Source organism: Sphingomonas mesophila (assembly GCF_003499275.1).
GTDB classification, from domain to species: domain Bacteria; phylum Pseudomonadota; class Alphaproteobacteria; order Sphingomonadales; family Sphingomonadaceae; genus Sphingomicrobium; species Sphingomicrobium mesophilum.
The window spans coordinates 1,648,080-1,662,042 of the sequence record NZ_QWDF01000001.1 but is presented as its reverse complement, the minus strand read 5'-3'; the positions used below and the strand labels follow the sequence as shown (position 1 = coordinate 1,662,042).

The window sequence follows — 13,963 nt, the reverse complement described above, 5'->3', positions numbered from 1 at the left end:
CTTCAATCGGAGGTCAGAAGCCGATCTTGACGCCGAGGTGGCCCGAGGTCTCGTTGCCCTGCTTCTTGCCCATCGTCCGCGAGATGGCGGCGCTGAGCAGCACGTTGTCGAAGATCTGCGCGTTGAGGCCGCTGGCCGCGCGCAGGAACGCCTTCTTCGACACCGGGTCGAAGTTGAAGGTGTTGACGATGCCCGGCGCGGTGGTTTGCGCGAAGCTGATCGAGCGGTCGCCGTCGCCTAGCTCCTTCTCGAGCATCAGCGAGCCGTAGGGCCGGAACTGGACGCCGTCGCCGGAGAAGTCGCTGCGGCCTTCGATGCCGATGCTTCCGCGCAGCGAGGAGAAATCGGCGTCGGACACGTTGAGCGTCAGCGCCGGATCGCCGTCCTCGGTATAGCCCTCGACATTGACCTTGGCATAGTCGAGCGCTGCGACCGGACCGATGCGGAACGGGCCGATCGGCATCAGATAGCCGGCCTTGGCCCCGGCGAGGAAATGATCGCCGTCGGTGTCGGCCTCCATGTCCTCGACGACGCCGGCGCGGCTGATGTCGTAATCGTCCCAGCCGGCGCCGACATAGCCCTGCACGAAGCCGCCGGCGATGCCGATGCCGGCGTACGCGCCGACCTGCGTGCTGCGCGCGTCGACGTCCGACACGCCGCCGCCGAACTCGAGCTCAGGCTTGCTGAAGTTGACCATCGCGCCGACCACGCCGCTGCCGAAGCCATATTCGGCGCCGAGGCTGAGCCCGATCGAATTGACGTCGAACGGCGAGTTGCCGGCGCTTTCGTTGACACTGCGCGAGAAGCTGTCGCCGGCGATCAGGAACTTGAGGCCCTCGGGCAGGTCGCCGTCGCGTGGGGCGCCAAGGTCCATGCGCGCGGTCAGCGCCCGGCCGAACTGGTGGGCGACGTCCATGCCGAGGTCGCTTGCGCCCTGCAAGGTGCGCGGCGCGGCGAGCTGCGCGGCGACATATTTGGCGAGGATCGCGAAGCCGCTCGAGGTCAGATGGACCCCGTCGCCGTAGAACAGATAGCCGGCCGAGTTGATGATGCACTGCGGGGTCGCGGGCGCGAGCGGCGGACAATAGATGTTGGTGATGCCGTAAGCGGCCGGATCGGCCAGGACGTTGCCGAGCAGAGTCGCGCCGTCGAGGTAATGGACGATCACGCCGTCGGCGGCATAGCCGGCGAGGGTCGACTGGAAGCCGGTGTTGAAGCTGTTCGAGAAGGCCTGGGTGATCGCCTGACCGGTCGCGTTGCCGACGAGGTCGGGCGCGCCCGAAGCGTCGAGCGCGAGGAAGCTAATGGTCGGCGCCCCGGCATCGACCAGCGCATTGAGGTTGTTCGTCGCGTTGGCGACCGAAGCAGTGGCTGCCGCGGCGGCCTGCGCAGTGGTCGCGGCGGGGTTGGCGGTCAGATAGGCGCGGGCGTCGTTGCCGCCGATCGACAGCGCCAGCAGGTCGCCTTCCTGGAAGCCGTTGGCGACCGGGAAGAAGGTGCCGGCCGGCGTCGAATTGGACAGGAAGATGCCGACTTCCTGGGTAAAGCCCGGCAGGCCGGTGCCGGGAAAGCCGTTGTTGGCGGTGCCGGTGGTCGCCCCGCCCACCGCGAAATTGACGACCGGCGCGTTGAGCAACTCGGACAAGGTGTCGATGTAGTTGGTGCCGCCCGAGAAGCGGCCGGTCGGATAGGCCGCCTGGAGCTGGGCCTTGAGCGGCGCCGGGGTGAGCGGGTTGGCGAGCAGCGTGTTGATGGCGTTGCCGGTGTCGGCATAGCTGTCGCCGAACGCGACGATGCGATCGATCTGCTGGGCCGAGGCCGGAGCGGCGACGGCGGTGAGCGCGGTGGCGGCGAGCGCCAGCGCGAGACGGTTGCGAATGGCCATGATGAATTCCCCTCCCGAACGAGCGCGCCCCGCGCCCGCGTTACACTGAGGCGACAGTGCCGAGCGGCAGCGGCCGTCGCAAGTGCCGAATCGCAACAGTCGATGGAATTTCTGCGGACGGAGCAATGGTTTCGTGAAATAGGATTTGCGGGCGCGATTTCTCCTCCGCGGCGCGGAAATACTTTCCTACAGTGAACCATATGGGTTAAACCGCTCGGCGAATCGGAGGGGTGATGGCCGCTGCAATCGAGATCGACGCGCTGCTCGACGAATTGATCGAGCGCGAGGGCGGCTATGTGAACCACCGCGCCGACCGCGGCGGGCCGACCCGGTTCGGGATCAGCGAGGCGGTCGCCCGGGCGCACGGCTATGGCGGGGCGATGGCCGAGCTGCCGGTCGGCGAGGCGCGCGCGATCTACCGCCGCTTGTACTGGCTTCGGCCGAAGTTCGACCAGGTCGCGCGGCGCAGCGCCCGGGTTGCGGCGGAACTGTTCGACACCGGGGTCAACATGGGCCCGGCAGTGGCGGCGACTTTCCTCCAGCGGGCGCTGACGGCGCTCAACCGCGGCGGAGCCGACTTCGGCGACCTGGTGCCCGACGGACGGATCGGGGCGACGACATTGGCGGCGCTCGACCGCTTTCTCGAAGTGCGCGGACACGCCTCCGGCGAGACAGTGCTGATGCGCGCGCTCGAAGCGTTGCAGGGCGAGCGATACCTGCGCCTCGCCGAACGGCGGCCGGCCAATGAGGCGTTCCTCTACGGTTGGCTGGCGAACCGTGTTGGTACACGATGAGGCCGCTGCTCCCCACCATCGCGAGCGCCTGGCGGCCGCGCGACTGGCGGGCGATGATCGCGCTGTGGGCGTCGATCGCCGGCGGGGCGGTGCTGACTGCCTTCTCGGTGTGGCTGGTGATGCTGATCGTCGCTTTGGCCCGCGGCGAGGCGGCGCTCCGGCTGCGCGCGCTCGAGGCGCTGGCGCTATCCAACTACGGGTTGCTCACCATCATCGGCGCGGTGCTGCTGTCGCTGGGGCTGGCGATCAACCGCCGATCGCTGCGCGCCTCGGCCTTCGGGGCGCAAATCGAGGCCGGCGGCGGGGAAGAGCCCGATGCTTGCAATGACACTCCGCGCGGCTGAGCTGTTGCGCCGCTGGGCGCCGGGGCTGCTGCTCGGCCTCGCCGCGCTCGGGCTGCTGCTGGCCGGGCCGGCGGCGTGCCAGCGCGGCCAGCGGATCGCCGCCGAGCAACGGGTCGAACGGACCCAGCGCGACGCCGCTGGGGGCAGCGCGCGCGACGCGGTCGAGACTGCCGCCGCCGCCAGCGTCCGCGAGCGCGCCGCCGACGAGCTTACCCAACGCAATCAACGGGAGATCCGCCATGCCGACGGCGCCGCGCAGAATGTCGATCCTGCTGCTACTCGCGCTGGCTTCGACGGCCTGTGCCGGCGCACCGCCTATCGTGACAGCCAGCGCTGCCGATTGCGCCAGCCTGCTGCCGACTAGCTGGCGCGCGGGCGTGCCGGGGCCGGGCTTCCGCCCGATGCCGCCGATGTCGGCGACTGGATCGCGTTCGCCGATGCGCAGACCGGGCGGCTGGACCAGGCCAATGGCCGGACCGCCGACGCGATTGCGATCGTCGAGCGCTGCGAGGCGCGGGAGCGGGATGCTCTGAAGCGGGCGCGGCGCGGGTGGTGGGCACGGCTGTTCGGCTAGGGCAGCGAAGCGGGGCACCACGGGGCAGTCCTTCGACAAGCTCAGGACGAACAGTTGTGTTGGCAGGTCGGCTCACGACGGGGACGGAACTGCGCGGGGCGGCGGGCGCTTGGCTGGGATGAACGACTTCTTTCAGGGCGGCTGGAACCGGCGGATGTGGATGGCGGGCGCGGCGCTGGCCGGGGTCGCGGGCGCGGCCTGCTCGCCGCTCGCCTTGCTCAACGGCGCCGACCGGGTGTCGCGCAGCGGGGTGCGGCGGGTCGCCGAGGGCGTTGCGTATGGGCCCGATCCGCGGCTCAAGCTCGACGTGTGGGCGCCGAGCTCTGCGAGGCCGGGCGCCGGGTTGCCGGTGATCGTCTTCTTCTACGGCGGCGGCTGGCAGAGCGGCGAGCGCGGCGACTATGCGTTCGCCGCCGCGGCGCTGGCGGGGCGCGGGTTCGTGGTGGTGGTGCCCGACTATCGGCTGGTGCCGGCGGTGCGCTTCCCGGCGTTCGTCGAGGATTGCGCGCTGAGCGTCAAATGGGTGCGCGACCATGTCGCGGATTTTGGGGGCGACCCGGGGCGGATCGCGCTGTCGGGCCATTCGGCCGGCGCCTACAATGCGGCGATGCTGGCGCTCGACCGGCATTTCCTGGCCGACATCGGGGTCGATCCGGGAATCGTTCGCGCGGCGGCGCTGCTGTCAGGGCCGTACGATTTCGCGCCGTTCACCGAGCGCTACGGGCGGGCGGCGTTCGGCCAGTGGCCGCGGGCGCGGGAGACCCAGCCGGTCAATTTCGTGCGGCGGGACGCGCCGCCGATGCTGCTGATCCACGGCGCGGCGGACCGCACGGCCTATCCGTACAACAGCCGCCGCCTGGCCGAGCGGCTGCGCGCGGTGGGGGCGCCGGTCGAACTGAAGATCTATCCCGGCAAGAACCACGTCGACACGGTCGCGTCATTGTCGCGGCCGCTGAGGGGGCGGTCACCGGCGCTGGAGGATGTGGTGGGGTTTTTAGGAGAAAAGACCTGGTGAGTTAATGCGGACGGACCGGATCGATGAACCAAGCTAGGGGTTGTCGGCTAGTCCAGCATTGTAGCATCACACAGTGCTTTTGTATGCTTACGACGGGAGATATGGAGCGACGGACATCATTCGAACTCTTGGTACCTTGATTACGTGTGCCGCCCTTACCAATTCCGCGGAGCGGTCTGCGGACCAATCCGGCATGGTTGTCAAGAACTTTCGTTTGAATCTAATGTGCGAAATGCGCTACACGTCATTAGGAAGGGACAGACGGCGCGTGATTCGCGAAGTTAACTCTTTTTAAAACAGGGTTTTGGTATGCTGGGAGCGAAAGCTCCCCGCGAGCGTTTGGAATGTGTCATGGAGGACCAGGTTATGCAGAACGTAGAGGCGCTTAAACAGCACCTTTATCGGGATAACCACGTGAAGAATGTGAAGTTCTTCCCGGGACAGAGCCGTGACGCCAGCCCGGAAGACATGGCTGGAGAGCTTCTTAAGTTCCTAGCGGACCCCGAAGAGGCGGATGCGGATCCCGAAGAGGGTCGTTGTTAAACTTGACGGTTTATCGCTTTAATCAATAAAGGCGCTCCTTTCGAGGGGCGCCTTTTTCGTATGGCTTTTGCGGATCTCTATAAGGCTGTTCAGGAACTCGACGGGCGTATCAGTACGCGCGATCTGAAGACTCTCGCAATTGAACACAGCGATATCAAGGGTGTGCGCGAGCTGTGGACAGGCCTGTTCGACCCACTCCGCTTGCGCGGATGCTACATTGAGGGTCCAGGCCGCTTTATGAATGTCGACGTTCCTCCAAACGAAGCGCTTATTGTGATTTCGAGGGAGATGGTGGGCGCAAAACCGAACGGCAAACATTGGCGGCGACTGGTATTCACCAAAGAGCTAATGCACGTGTTCGATACTCCCGCCGAAAAGGCAGACACCGAGGCTAAGTTTGACATCCAAATCCAAAGGTTTGGTGATCCTACTCTTGAAATGAGCCCTCAATTCAGAGCAGAGTCGAAAGCACTCTACCGAGCGCTCATGGTCCTTTGTCGCGAGGCAACGCGGCAGGAGTACAACAAGCAACTAGCCGCCGGAGGCGCCACACCTGACTATATAGCTACTGCCTTACACCTACCCGTTCCTTACATCCATTACTTATTTCAAGAGAATTTTCCTGAGATGACAGCGGCGTTGCTGAAGGAATGAGGCGCGGCTTTGGGGTTGCAGCGTCGATGCCTCGCCACTTTGCGATGCAATGTCTCCCTTGGTGGCGTGCGATCGCGCCGGACTACAGCTTGCAGAGTTAGCGTTCGTTTCCGGCGCCGTGGCCTTGCCGCCGCCGCTTGGAAGCTTGGGCAGGAGGGTGGCTCCCAAGCTCAGCCTTTTTGTCGTGCCAGCGCAGGCTGGCATCCATGCCGGAAGGGCGGCGCGTCCCGCGAGGAACCGACCCCGGCCTGCGCTGGGACGACGGCAAGGGGGGCTTCGAGCACAGTGCTGAGTTGCAGACTGCGCCCTACGCGCCCACATCCGGCGGCACAGCACAGGAGCGCGACGCTTGGAGCAGTTTCACGGGACCACCATCCTCGGGGTGAAGAAGGGCGGGCGGACGATCATCGCCGGGGACGGGCAGGTCAGCCTGGGCAATACGGTGATCAAGCCCAACGCCAAGAAGGTCCGGCGGCTGGGCGACGGGAGCGTCATCGCCGGGTTCGCCGGAGCGACGGCGGACGCGTTCACCTTGTTCGAGCGATTGGAGAAGAAGCTCGAGGCGAGCCGCGGGCAATTGCTGCGCGCCGCGGTCGAGCTGGCCAAGGACTGGCGGACCGACAAATATTTGCGCAACCTCGAGGCGATGATGATCGTCGCCGACAAGGAGGTGATGCTGGTGATCACCGGCAACGGCGACGTGCTCGAGCCCGAGGCGACCGCCGACGGCGGGGCGATCGTGGCGATCGGCAGCGGCGGCAATTATGCGCTGGCGGCGGCGCGCGCGCTCGACGAATATGAGGTGGACGCGGAGAAACTGGCGCGGCGGGCGATGGCCATCGCCGCCGAGGTGTGCGTGTTCACCAACGACCGGCTGACGGTCGAGGTGGTGGAGTAATTCCCCTCCCGCTTGCGGGAGGGGTTAGGGGTGGGAAGATGGCGGCGCAGCGTTCCCTGACAGGCCCACCCCCCGACCCCCTCCCGCAGGCGGGAGGGGGAGTGGACCGGCGAGCTGTTCTGGCCGGTTCGGGCGCGGTGGCGTTGTCGGGGTGCGCGAGCGTGCCGGTGCGCGAGGGGTGCGCGCCGCTGGCGCCGGTGCGGGTCGATTCGGCGCGGGTGATCCGCACGGTGGCGGGGCTCAGGCCGTATCGGGCGGCGGGGTTCGTGGTCCGGCGCGAGGCGCTCGGCGACAAGGTGCTGGTCCACAATTACGGGCACGGCGGGGCGGGGATTACCTTGAGCTGGGGAAGCTCGCGGCTGGCGGCGGATTTGGCGCTGAGCGGGACCGCCGGGCCGGTGGCGGTGATCGGCAGCGGAGTGATGGGGCTGACGACGGCGCGGCTGCTCCAGGAAGCGGGGCGGCGGGTGACGGTCTACACCGCGGCGCTGCCGCCCGCGACGACCTCGGCGGTGGCCGGCGGGCAGGTATCGCCGTTCGGCCACTTCCGCGAGGAGGCGGTGAGCGCGCCGTGGATGGCGCAGTTCAAGGTGGCGATGGCGTATAGCTGGCGGCGGTTCCAGGCGCTGGTCGGCGACCATTACGGGATCCGCTGGCTGCCGACCTACGAGCAATCGCGGATCGCGAGTTACGCCGACGACTGGCTCAACGCATACCGGCCCAATCTGCGCGTGCTGGGGCGGGGCGAGCATCCGTTCGCGGTCGCGCCTCTGCTGCGCTTCGACACGATGTATGTCGAGACTCCGCGGTTCATGGCGCAGCTGGCGAGCGAGGTGCTGCGCGGCGGCTCGGCGATCCGGCTGCGGCGGTTCGCGAGCCTGGCCGAGGTGGCGGCGCTGGACGAGGCGATCGTGGTCAATTGCACCGGGATCGGCGCGGCGGCGCTGGTCGGAGACGAGGAGATGATCCCGGTGCGCGGGCAATTGGCGGTGCTCGCGCCGCAGGATAGGGTGCGCTACGCCTTCACCGGAGAGGCGGGATATATGTTTCCGCGCCGCGACGGGATCTTGCTCGGGGGCACGTTCGAGCGCGGCGAGTGGGACGCCCGGCCGCAGGCGGCGGATATCGCGCGGATCGTGGCGCGGCATGCGGGACTGTTCGGATCGTTGCGCTGCGCCGCTTGAAACCGGGACCGGCGCGCCCGACCTTTGCGCGATGAATGATGCCCTGACCCCCAAGGCGATCGTCGCCGCGCTGGATGAACATATCGTCGGCCAGAAAGAGGCCAAGAAAGCGGTCGCGGTGGCGCTTCGCAATCGCTGGCGGCGGCAGCGGCTGAGCCCCGAGCTGCGCGAGGAGGTGACTCCCAAGAACATCCTGATGATCGGGCCGACCGGCTGCGGCAAGACCGAGATTTCGCGGCGGCTGGCGAAGCTGGCGGACGCGCCGTTCGTCAAGGTCGAGGCGACCAAGTTCACCGAGGTCGGCTATGTCGGGCGCGACGTCGAGCAGATCGCGCGCGATTTGGTCGAGGAAGCGGTGCGGCTCGAGCGCGAGCGGCGGCGCGAGCGGGTCAAGGAGGCAGCCGAGGGCGCGGCGATGGAGCGCTTGCTCGACGCGCTGACCGGCAAGGGCTCGAGCGAGGCGACTCGGGCGAGCTTCCGCCAGCGGTTTTCGGACGGCAGCCTCGACGGCGCCGAGGTCGAGATCGAGGTCAACGAGGCGCCGGCGCTGCCGTTCGACATTCCCGGCCAGGGCGGCACGGGGATGATCAACCTCAGCGAGATGATGAGCAAGATCTCGGGCGGGGCGCCGAAGAAGCGGCGCAAGCTCAAGGTCCGCGACGCCTATCTCAAGCTGGTCGACGAGGAGGCGGACAAAAGAGTCGACCAGGACGACGTGACCCGGGTCGCGCTGGCCGACGCCGAGGCCAACGGCATCGTGTTCCTCGACGAGATCGACAAGATCGCGGTCAGCGACGTGCGCGGCGGGTCGGTCAGCCGCGAGGGCGTCCAGCGCGACCTGCTGCCGCTGATCGAAGGGACGACGGTCGCGACCAAATATGGGCCGATCAAGACCGACCACATCCTGTTCATCGCGAGCGGCGCGTTCCATGTCGCCAAGCCGGCCGATCTGCTGCCCGAGCTGCAGGGACGCTTGCCGATCCGGGTCGAGCTGGCGGCGCTGACCGAAGCCGATTTCGTGCGTATCCTGAGCGACACGCGCGCCAGCCTGACCGAGCAATATCGCGCGTTGCTCAAGACCGAGGACGTGACGGTCGAATTCGCCGCCGACGGCATCGCGGCGCTGGCGCGGATTGCGGCGGAAGTGAACGACGCGCTCGAGAATATCGGCGCGCGGCGGCTTCAGACGGTGATGGAGAAATTGCTCGAAGACGTCAGCTTTTCGGCTGAGGAGCGCGGCGGCGAGACGGTCACGGTCGACGCGGCGTTCGTCGAAGGCCAATTGGCGGGGATTGCAAGGAACGCGGATCTTAGCCGCTACGTTCTTTAACGGTCATCCCAGCGCAGGCTGGGATCCATTCGTCCGGATGTGCGCCAAGGTGAGGCGTGGGCCCAAGCTTGCGCTGTGGCGACGATCTCACTCTGCTTCGCGATACCTCCACACGAGGCCATTGACGAACGGGCTCCACAGGCTGGTCTTGACCCCGGCGATGCGCAGGCGGTCGGCGGCCCAGTTGTTGCAGGTCGAGAGCGCGCTGGCCTTGCCGCGGCCGGCGTAGAAGGCGTCGGTCGGGCCGTAGCCGGGGTGGTCGAGGCGGGCCGGGCGGCCGGACGTGCCGGGGGCGAACTCGGCGCGGATCGACTGGTAGAGGCGGCGGTATTCGTGCGGGCGGAGGCGGATGGCGCGGGCGCTGTAGGTCGGGTCGCGGACCCACTGGACGTGCATCACGCGCTCGCCGCCGAACAGGCCGGCCAGGGCAGTGCGCGGAGTGAGGTCCCACCAGGTCGGGGTCTCGAGATAGACCCGCCGCTCGCCCGCCCCGAAGGCGATCCAGCGATGGTCGGAGGTGGCGGCGGCGACGTCGCGGCGCGGCAGCAGCGGCGACCAGTCGAGACCGGCGGCGCGGACCGGGAGGACGAGATCGGCATGGACGCCGTTGTCGGCGAGATAGACGGTGATGCCCCGATCGGGCTCGACCCAGGCGCGGTTGACCGGGATCAGCGAACCGACCAGCGAGGCGGCGAGATAGGCGAGGGGGATGGCGGCGAGCGCGAGCGCGACGCGGCGAAGCCACGGCCTTCCCCTCCTTCGCCGTCGCCGTGTCCGAGCCATAACCTTGCCTTGCCGCCCCTGCCCCACTAGATGCCCGGTCGCTGACCGGCACCGATGCCGGATAGCACGGTCGGGGCGTAGCGCAGCCTGGTAGCGCATCACACTGGGGGTGTGGGGGTCGCAGGTTCGAATCCTGTCGCCCCGACCATCATCGTTCGAAGGAAATCTCCTCCGCCATGTTCACCAATTCGCTTCTCGCCGCAGCCGCGCCCAACGCCGGCGCCGCCTTCTTCGTGCAGATGCTGCCGCTGCTGCTGATCTTCGTCGTCTTCTACTTCCTCCTCATCCGGCCGCAGAACCGCAAGATGAAGGAGCATCGCGCGCAGATCGACGCGATCAAGAAGGGCGACAAGGTGGTCACCGGCGGCGGATTGATCGGCAAGGTCACCAAGGTCGACGACGGCGAGGTCGAGATCGAGCTCGGGCCGAACGTCAAGGTCCGCGCGGTCAAATCGACCATCACCGGAGTGATCGACCCGACCGCCAAGCCGGCCAACGACTAGGCCGGCTGCACCATGCTCGATTTCCCGCGCTGGAAGAAGCTTGGCATCTGGGCGGTGGTCCTGATCGGGATCCTGCTCGCAATCCCGAGCATGGTGCCCAAGTCGCAGGTCGACCAATGGCCGGGCTGGGTGCCGAGCCCGCGCATCAGCCTCGGCCTCGACCTCGCCGGCGGTAGCCAGCTGCTGCTCGAGGCCGATGTCGCCGACGCCGCGCGGCAGCGGCTCCAGGCCAAGGAAGAGGAAGTCACCACCGAGCTTCGCCGCGGCCAGCCGCGGATCGCGATCGGCGACGTTTCGACGAGCGGCGGTAAGCTGAGCTTCATGGTGCGCGACCCGACCCAGCTCGATGCCGCGGTCGAGCGGCTGCGCGCGCTGTCGCAGCCGGCGGGCCTCACCGGCCAGCGCGACTGGGACGTGCAGGTGATCGATTCGACGCGGATCGTGATGACCCCGACCAAGCAGGGGGCGGCGACCGCGCTCAAGGATTCGATGACCGTGGCGCGCGACGTGGTGCGCCGCCGGGTCGACCCGAGCGGGACCAAGGAAGTGACCGTGGTCAACCAGGGCCAGCGGCGGATCCTGGTCGCGGTGCCGGGGGTCGAGGATCCCGATGCGCTCAAGGCCCTGATCGGCCAGACCGCCCGGCTAGAGTTCAAGCTGGTCGACCTCGACGCCACTCCGGACGACATCGCCGCCGGCCGGGCGCCGCCGGGCAGCCAGCTGCTGCCGATGGCCGATGGGACCGGGCGGATCGCGGTCAAGCGGCGGGCGATGGTCTCGGGCGACCAATTGATCAACGCCACCCAGAGCTTCGACCAGGACGGCAATGCGGTGGTCTCGATCACCTTCAACAATGCCGGTGCGCGGCGCTTCGGGCGGGTGACTCAGGAGAACGTCAACAAGCCGTTCGCGATTATCCTCGACGACAAGGTGCTCTCCGCGCCGAACATCAACGAGCCGATTTTAGGCGGCCAGGCGCAGATCAGCGGCAATTTCACGGTCGAGAGCGCGGCCCAGCTGGCGGTCGCGCTCGCCTCGGGTAAATTGCCGGTCAAGCTCGACGTGATCGAAGAGCGCACGGTGAGCGCCGAGCTCGGCCGCGATTCGATCGAGAAGGGGACCCTGGCCAGCATCGCCGCGACGCTGGCGGTGATCATCTTCATGCTGGTGACCTATGGCCGCTTCGGGGTCTATGCGACCGCCGCGCTGCTGGTGAACGCATTGCTGATCCTCGCCGGACTGGCGGTGTTCGGGGCGGCGCTGACGCTTCCCGGCATCGCCGGATTCGTGCTGACGATCGGCGCCGCGGTCGACGCCAACGTGCTGATCAACGAGCGCATCCGCGAGGAGCAGCGGCGCGGCCGCAAGCTGCTCGACGCGCTGGAGACCGGCTACAAGGAAGCGTCGACGGCGATCTTCGACGCCAACATCACCAACACCATCGCCGCGGTGCTGATGTGGTATTTCGGCTCGGGCCCGATCCGCGGCTTCGCGGTAGTGCTGATGATCGGGATCATCACCTCGGTGTTCACCGCGGTCAACTTCACGCGGATGCTGGTCGCCGGCTGGGTCAAGGCCAAGCGGCCGAAGGTGCTGCACATATGAAACTGCTCAAGCTGGTCCCCGACAACACCAATGTCGACTTCATGCGGGTGCGCAACATCGCGCTGGTGCTGTCGATCCTGCTGACCATCGCGGCGCTGGCGCTGGTCGCGGTGCGCGGGCTGAACCTGGGCATCGACTTCGTCGGTGGGCAGGTGGTGCGGACCGAATTCGCGCAGACGGTGGATATCGAGAAGCTGCGGGGCGACGTCGCGGCGCTAAAGCTTGGCGACGCGAACATCCAGGAATTCGGCGACTCCAAGACGTACCAGATCCGGCTTCCGCGCCCCGACGGGCCGGACACCGCCGCGGCGGCGGCGGTGACCGAGCTGCGCACCATGCTCGAGCGCGAATATCCGGGCGCCCGGGTCGACGCCGGGGAATCGGTATCGGGCAAGGTCAGCGAGGAGCTGGCGTGGGACGGCGCGCTGGCGATCACGCTGGCGATGCTGGGGATCGCGATCTACATCTGGGTGCGCTTCGAATGGCAATTCGGCGTGGGCGCGCTGGTCACCCTGTTCCACGACGTGTCGGTGGTGCTCGGCTTTTTCGCGCTGACCCAGCTCCAGGTCGACCTCAACATCGTTGCGGCCTTCCTTGCGATCGTCGGCTATTCGCTCAACGACACGGTCGTGATCTACGACCGCATCCGCGAGAATCTGCGCAAGTTCCGCAAGATGGCGATGGTCCCGCTGCTCAATCTGTCGCTCAACGAGACGCTGAGCCGGACGGTGGTGACGTCGCTGTCGATCATGATCGCACTGGCGGTGCTGCTGGTGCTCGGCCCGGACGTCATCTTCGGGCTCACGTTGGCGGTTCTGCTCGGCACGTTCATCGGCACCTATTCGTCGATCTATATCTCGGCGCCGATCCTGGTGTGGCTGGGCGTGACGCCGGACAGCTTCGTGCGCGGCGACGACCATGATCCGGCGGCTCGGCCGGCGGCGGCCTGAGCCGGCCATTGCGGGTTCAGGCGGGCTCGGCCAGCGATCGAACGAAACCATTGCCAATCACGGCGCTTGGCCTGCTGCCAGCCCCACGCTAGAAGGTCCGTCATGTCGAATTTGAAGCGTTTCGCGCTCCCGCTGATTGCCGCCGCACTCGTCCTTCCCGCCGCCGGCTGCGCGCGCAACAAGGGCAAGGCCGACGATACCGGCTATGTCGCGCGCGACGTCAACACGCTCTACAGCCTGGCCAAGCGCTACCTCGACCAGGGCAATTACATCCTTGCCGCCAAATTGTTCGACGAGGTCGAGCGCCAGCACCCCTATTCGGTGTGGGCGCGGCGCGCTCAGCTGATGAGCTCGTTCAGCTATTACATGGGGCAGCAATATCCCGACGCGATCTCGTCGGCGCGGCGGTTCCTGACGATCCACCCGGGCAACAAGGACGCGCCCTACGCCAACTATTTGATCGCCATGTCCTATTACCAGCAGATCGAGGACGTGCGGCGCGACCAGAAGATCACCCAGCAGGCGGCCGATGCGTTCGGCGAGCTGACCCGGCGCTATCCGGGAAGCCGCTACGCGACCGACGCCCGGCTGAAGCTCGACCTCATCAACGATCACCTGGCCGGCAAGGAGATGGAGATCGGCCGCTTCTACCAGCGCCAGGGCAAGTGGCTGGCGGCGACGATCCGCTTCCGCACCGTGATCGACAAATACCAGACCACCAGCCACACGCCCGAGGCGCTGCAGCGGCTGGTCGAATCCTATCTCGCGCTCGGCATCCCGGGCGAAGCGCAGAAGGCGGCGGCGGTGCTCGGGCGGAATTATCCGGGCAGCGAATGGTATCACCGCAGCTACCGGCTGATCCAGCGGCACGTGCCCCAGGGCGCGCCGCAGAGCTAGGCGT

Annotated in this window: 14 protein-coding genes and 1 tRNA gene; 13 read left to right on the top strand and 2 right to left on the bottom strand. The window is 67.3% G+C overall.

Annotated features, from left to right (window positions below; genetic code table 11):
• Positions 1-13: 13 nt before the first annotated feature.
• On the bottom strand, positions 14-1,885 hold the full coding sequence (locus D0Z60_RS08365) for an autotransporter domain-containing protein (RefSeq protein WP_118857817.1): 1,872 nt from the start codon (positions 1,883-1,885) through the stop codon (positions 14-16).
• Positions 1,886-2,130: 245 nt separating this feature from the next.
• Here D0Z60_RS08365 and D0Z60_RS08360 point away from each other — a divergent pair, with 245 nt between their 5' ends.
• The 8 genes from D0Z60_RS08360 (at position 2,131) to hslU (ending at position 9,221) form a co-directional block, all read left to right on the top strand.
• On the top strand, positions 2,131-2,679 hold the full coding sequence (locus D0Z60_RS08360) for a glycoside hydrolase family 108 protein (RefSeq protein ID WP_118858508.1): 549 nt from the start codon (positions 2,131-2,133) through the stop codon (positions 2,677-2,679).
• Positions 2,676-3,023 carry a hypothetical protein gene (locus D0Z60_RS08355; protein ID WP_118857816.1) on the top strand — a complete coding sequence of 116 codons (348 nt, stop codon included), beginning with the start codon at positions 2,676-2,678 and terminating at the stop codon, positions 3,021-3,023. Before D0Z60_RS08360 ends, D0Z60_RS08355 begins: the two co-directional genes overlap by 4 nt.
• On the top strand, positions 2,995-3,387 hold the full coding sequence (locus tag D0Z60_RS08350; protein ID WP_162888153.1) for a hypothetical protein: 393 nt from the start codon (positions 2,995-2,997) through the stop codon (positions 3,385-3,387). Before D0Z60_RS08355 ends, D0Z60_RS08350 begins: the two co-directional genes overlap by 29 nt.
• Before the next feature lie 328 nt (positions 3,388-3,715).
• Entirely contained in the window at positions 3,716-4,612 is an 897-nt protein-coding gene (locus D0Z60_RS08345) for an alpha/beta hydrolase (RefSeq protein ID WP_118857814.1), read from the top strand.
• Positions 4,613-5,215: 603 nt separating this feature from the next.
• Positions 5,216-5,809: a hypothetical protein gene (locus D0Z60_RS08335; protein ID WP_118857812.1), complete on the top strand. Its 594-nt coding sequence runs from the start codon at positions 5,216-5,218 to the stop codon at positions 5,807-5,809.
• Between the two features lie 349 nt (positions 5,810-6,158).
• Complete coding sequence (hslV, locus tag D0Z60_RS08330; RefSeq protein ID WP_118857811.1) at positions 6,159-6,707, top strand: ATP-dependent protease subunit HslV; 549 nt, start codon at positions 6,159-6,161, stop codon at positions 6,705-6,707.
• 101 nt (positions 6,708-6,808) lie between these two features.
• Positions 6,809-7,891, top strand: coding sequence for an FAD-dependent oxidoreductase (locus D0Z60_RS08325; RefSeq protein WP_240325588.1), 1,083 nt, complete (start codon positions 6,809-6,811; stop codon positions 7,889-7,891).
• A gap of 31 nt (positions 7,892-7,922) precedes the next feature.
• Positions 7,923-9,221 carry an ATP-dependent protease ATPase subunit HslU gene (gene hslU / locus D0Z60_RS08320; protein WP_118857809.1) on the top strand — a complete coding sequence of 433 codons (1,299 nt, stop codon included), beginning with the start codon at positions 7,923-7,925 and terminating at the stop codon, positions 9,219-9,221.
• 87 nt (positions 9,222-9,308) lie between these two features.
• Here the strand turns inward: hslU and D0Z60_RS08315 are convergent, their stop codons facing one another.
• A complete protein-coding gene (locus D0Z60_RS08315; protein ID WP_162888152.1) occupies positions 9,309-10,004 on the bottom strand; it encodes a TIGR02117 family protein in 696 nt (231 codons plus the stop codon).
• A gap of 71 nt (positions 10,005-10,075) precedes the next feature.
• On the opposite strand from D0Z60_RS08315, the gene D0Z60_RS08310 reads away from it, so the two are divergent.
• The 5 genes from D0Z60_RS08310 (at position 10,076) to D0Z60_RS08290 (ending at position 13,959) form a co-directional block, all read left to right on the top strand.
• Positions 10,076-10,152, top strand: a tRNA-Pro gene (locus D0Z60_RS08310).
• Between the two features lie 28 nt (positions 10,153-10,180).
• Complete coding sequence (gene yajC / locus D0Z60_RS08305; RefSeq protein WP_118857807.1) at positions 10,181-10,507, top strand: preprotein translocase subunit YajC; 327 nt, start codon at positions 10,181-10,183, stop codon at positions 10,505-10,507.
• 12 nt (positions 10,508-10,519) lie between these two features.
• Complete coding sequence (gene secD, locus D0Z60_RS08300; RefSeq protein ID WP_118857806.1) at positions 10,520-12,112, top strand: protein translocase subunit SecD; 1,593 nt, start codon at positions 10,520-10,522, stop codon at positions 12,110-12,112.
• Entirely contained in the window at positions 12,109-13,062 is a 954-nt protein-coding gene (gene secF / locus D0Z60_RS08295; RefSeq protein WP_118857805.1) for a protein translocase subunit SecF, read from the top strand. The genes secD and secF overlap by 4 nt, the downstream gene beginning before the upstream one ends.
• A 102-nt stretch (positions 13,063-13,164) precedes the next feature.
• Entirely contained in the window at positions 13,165-13,959 is a 795-nt protein-coding gene (locus D0Z60_RS08290) for an outer membrane protein assembly factor BamD (RefSeq protein WP_118857804.1), read from the top strand.
• The last annotated feature ends 4 nt before the right edge of the window (positions 13,960-13,963 follow it).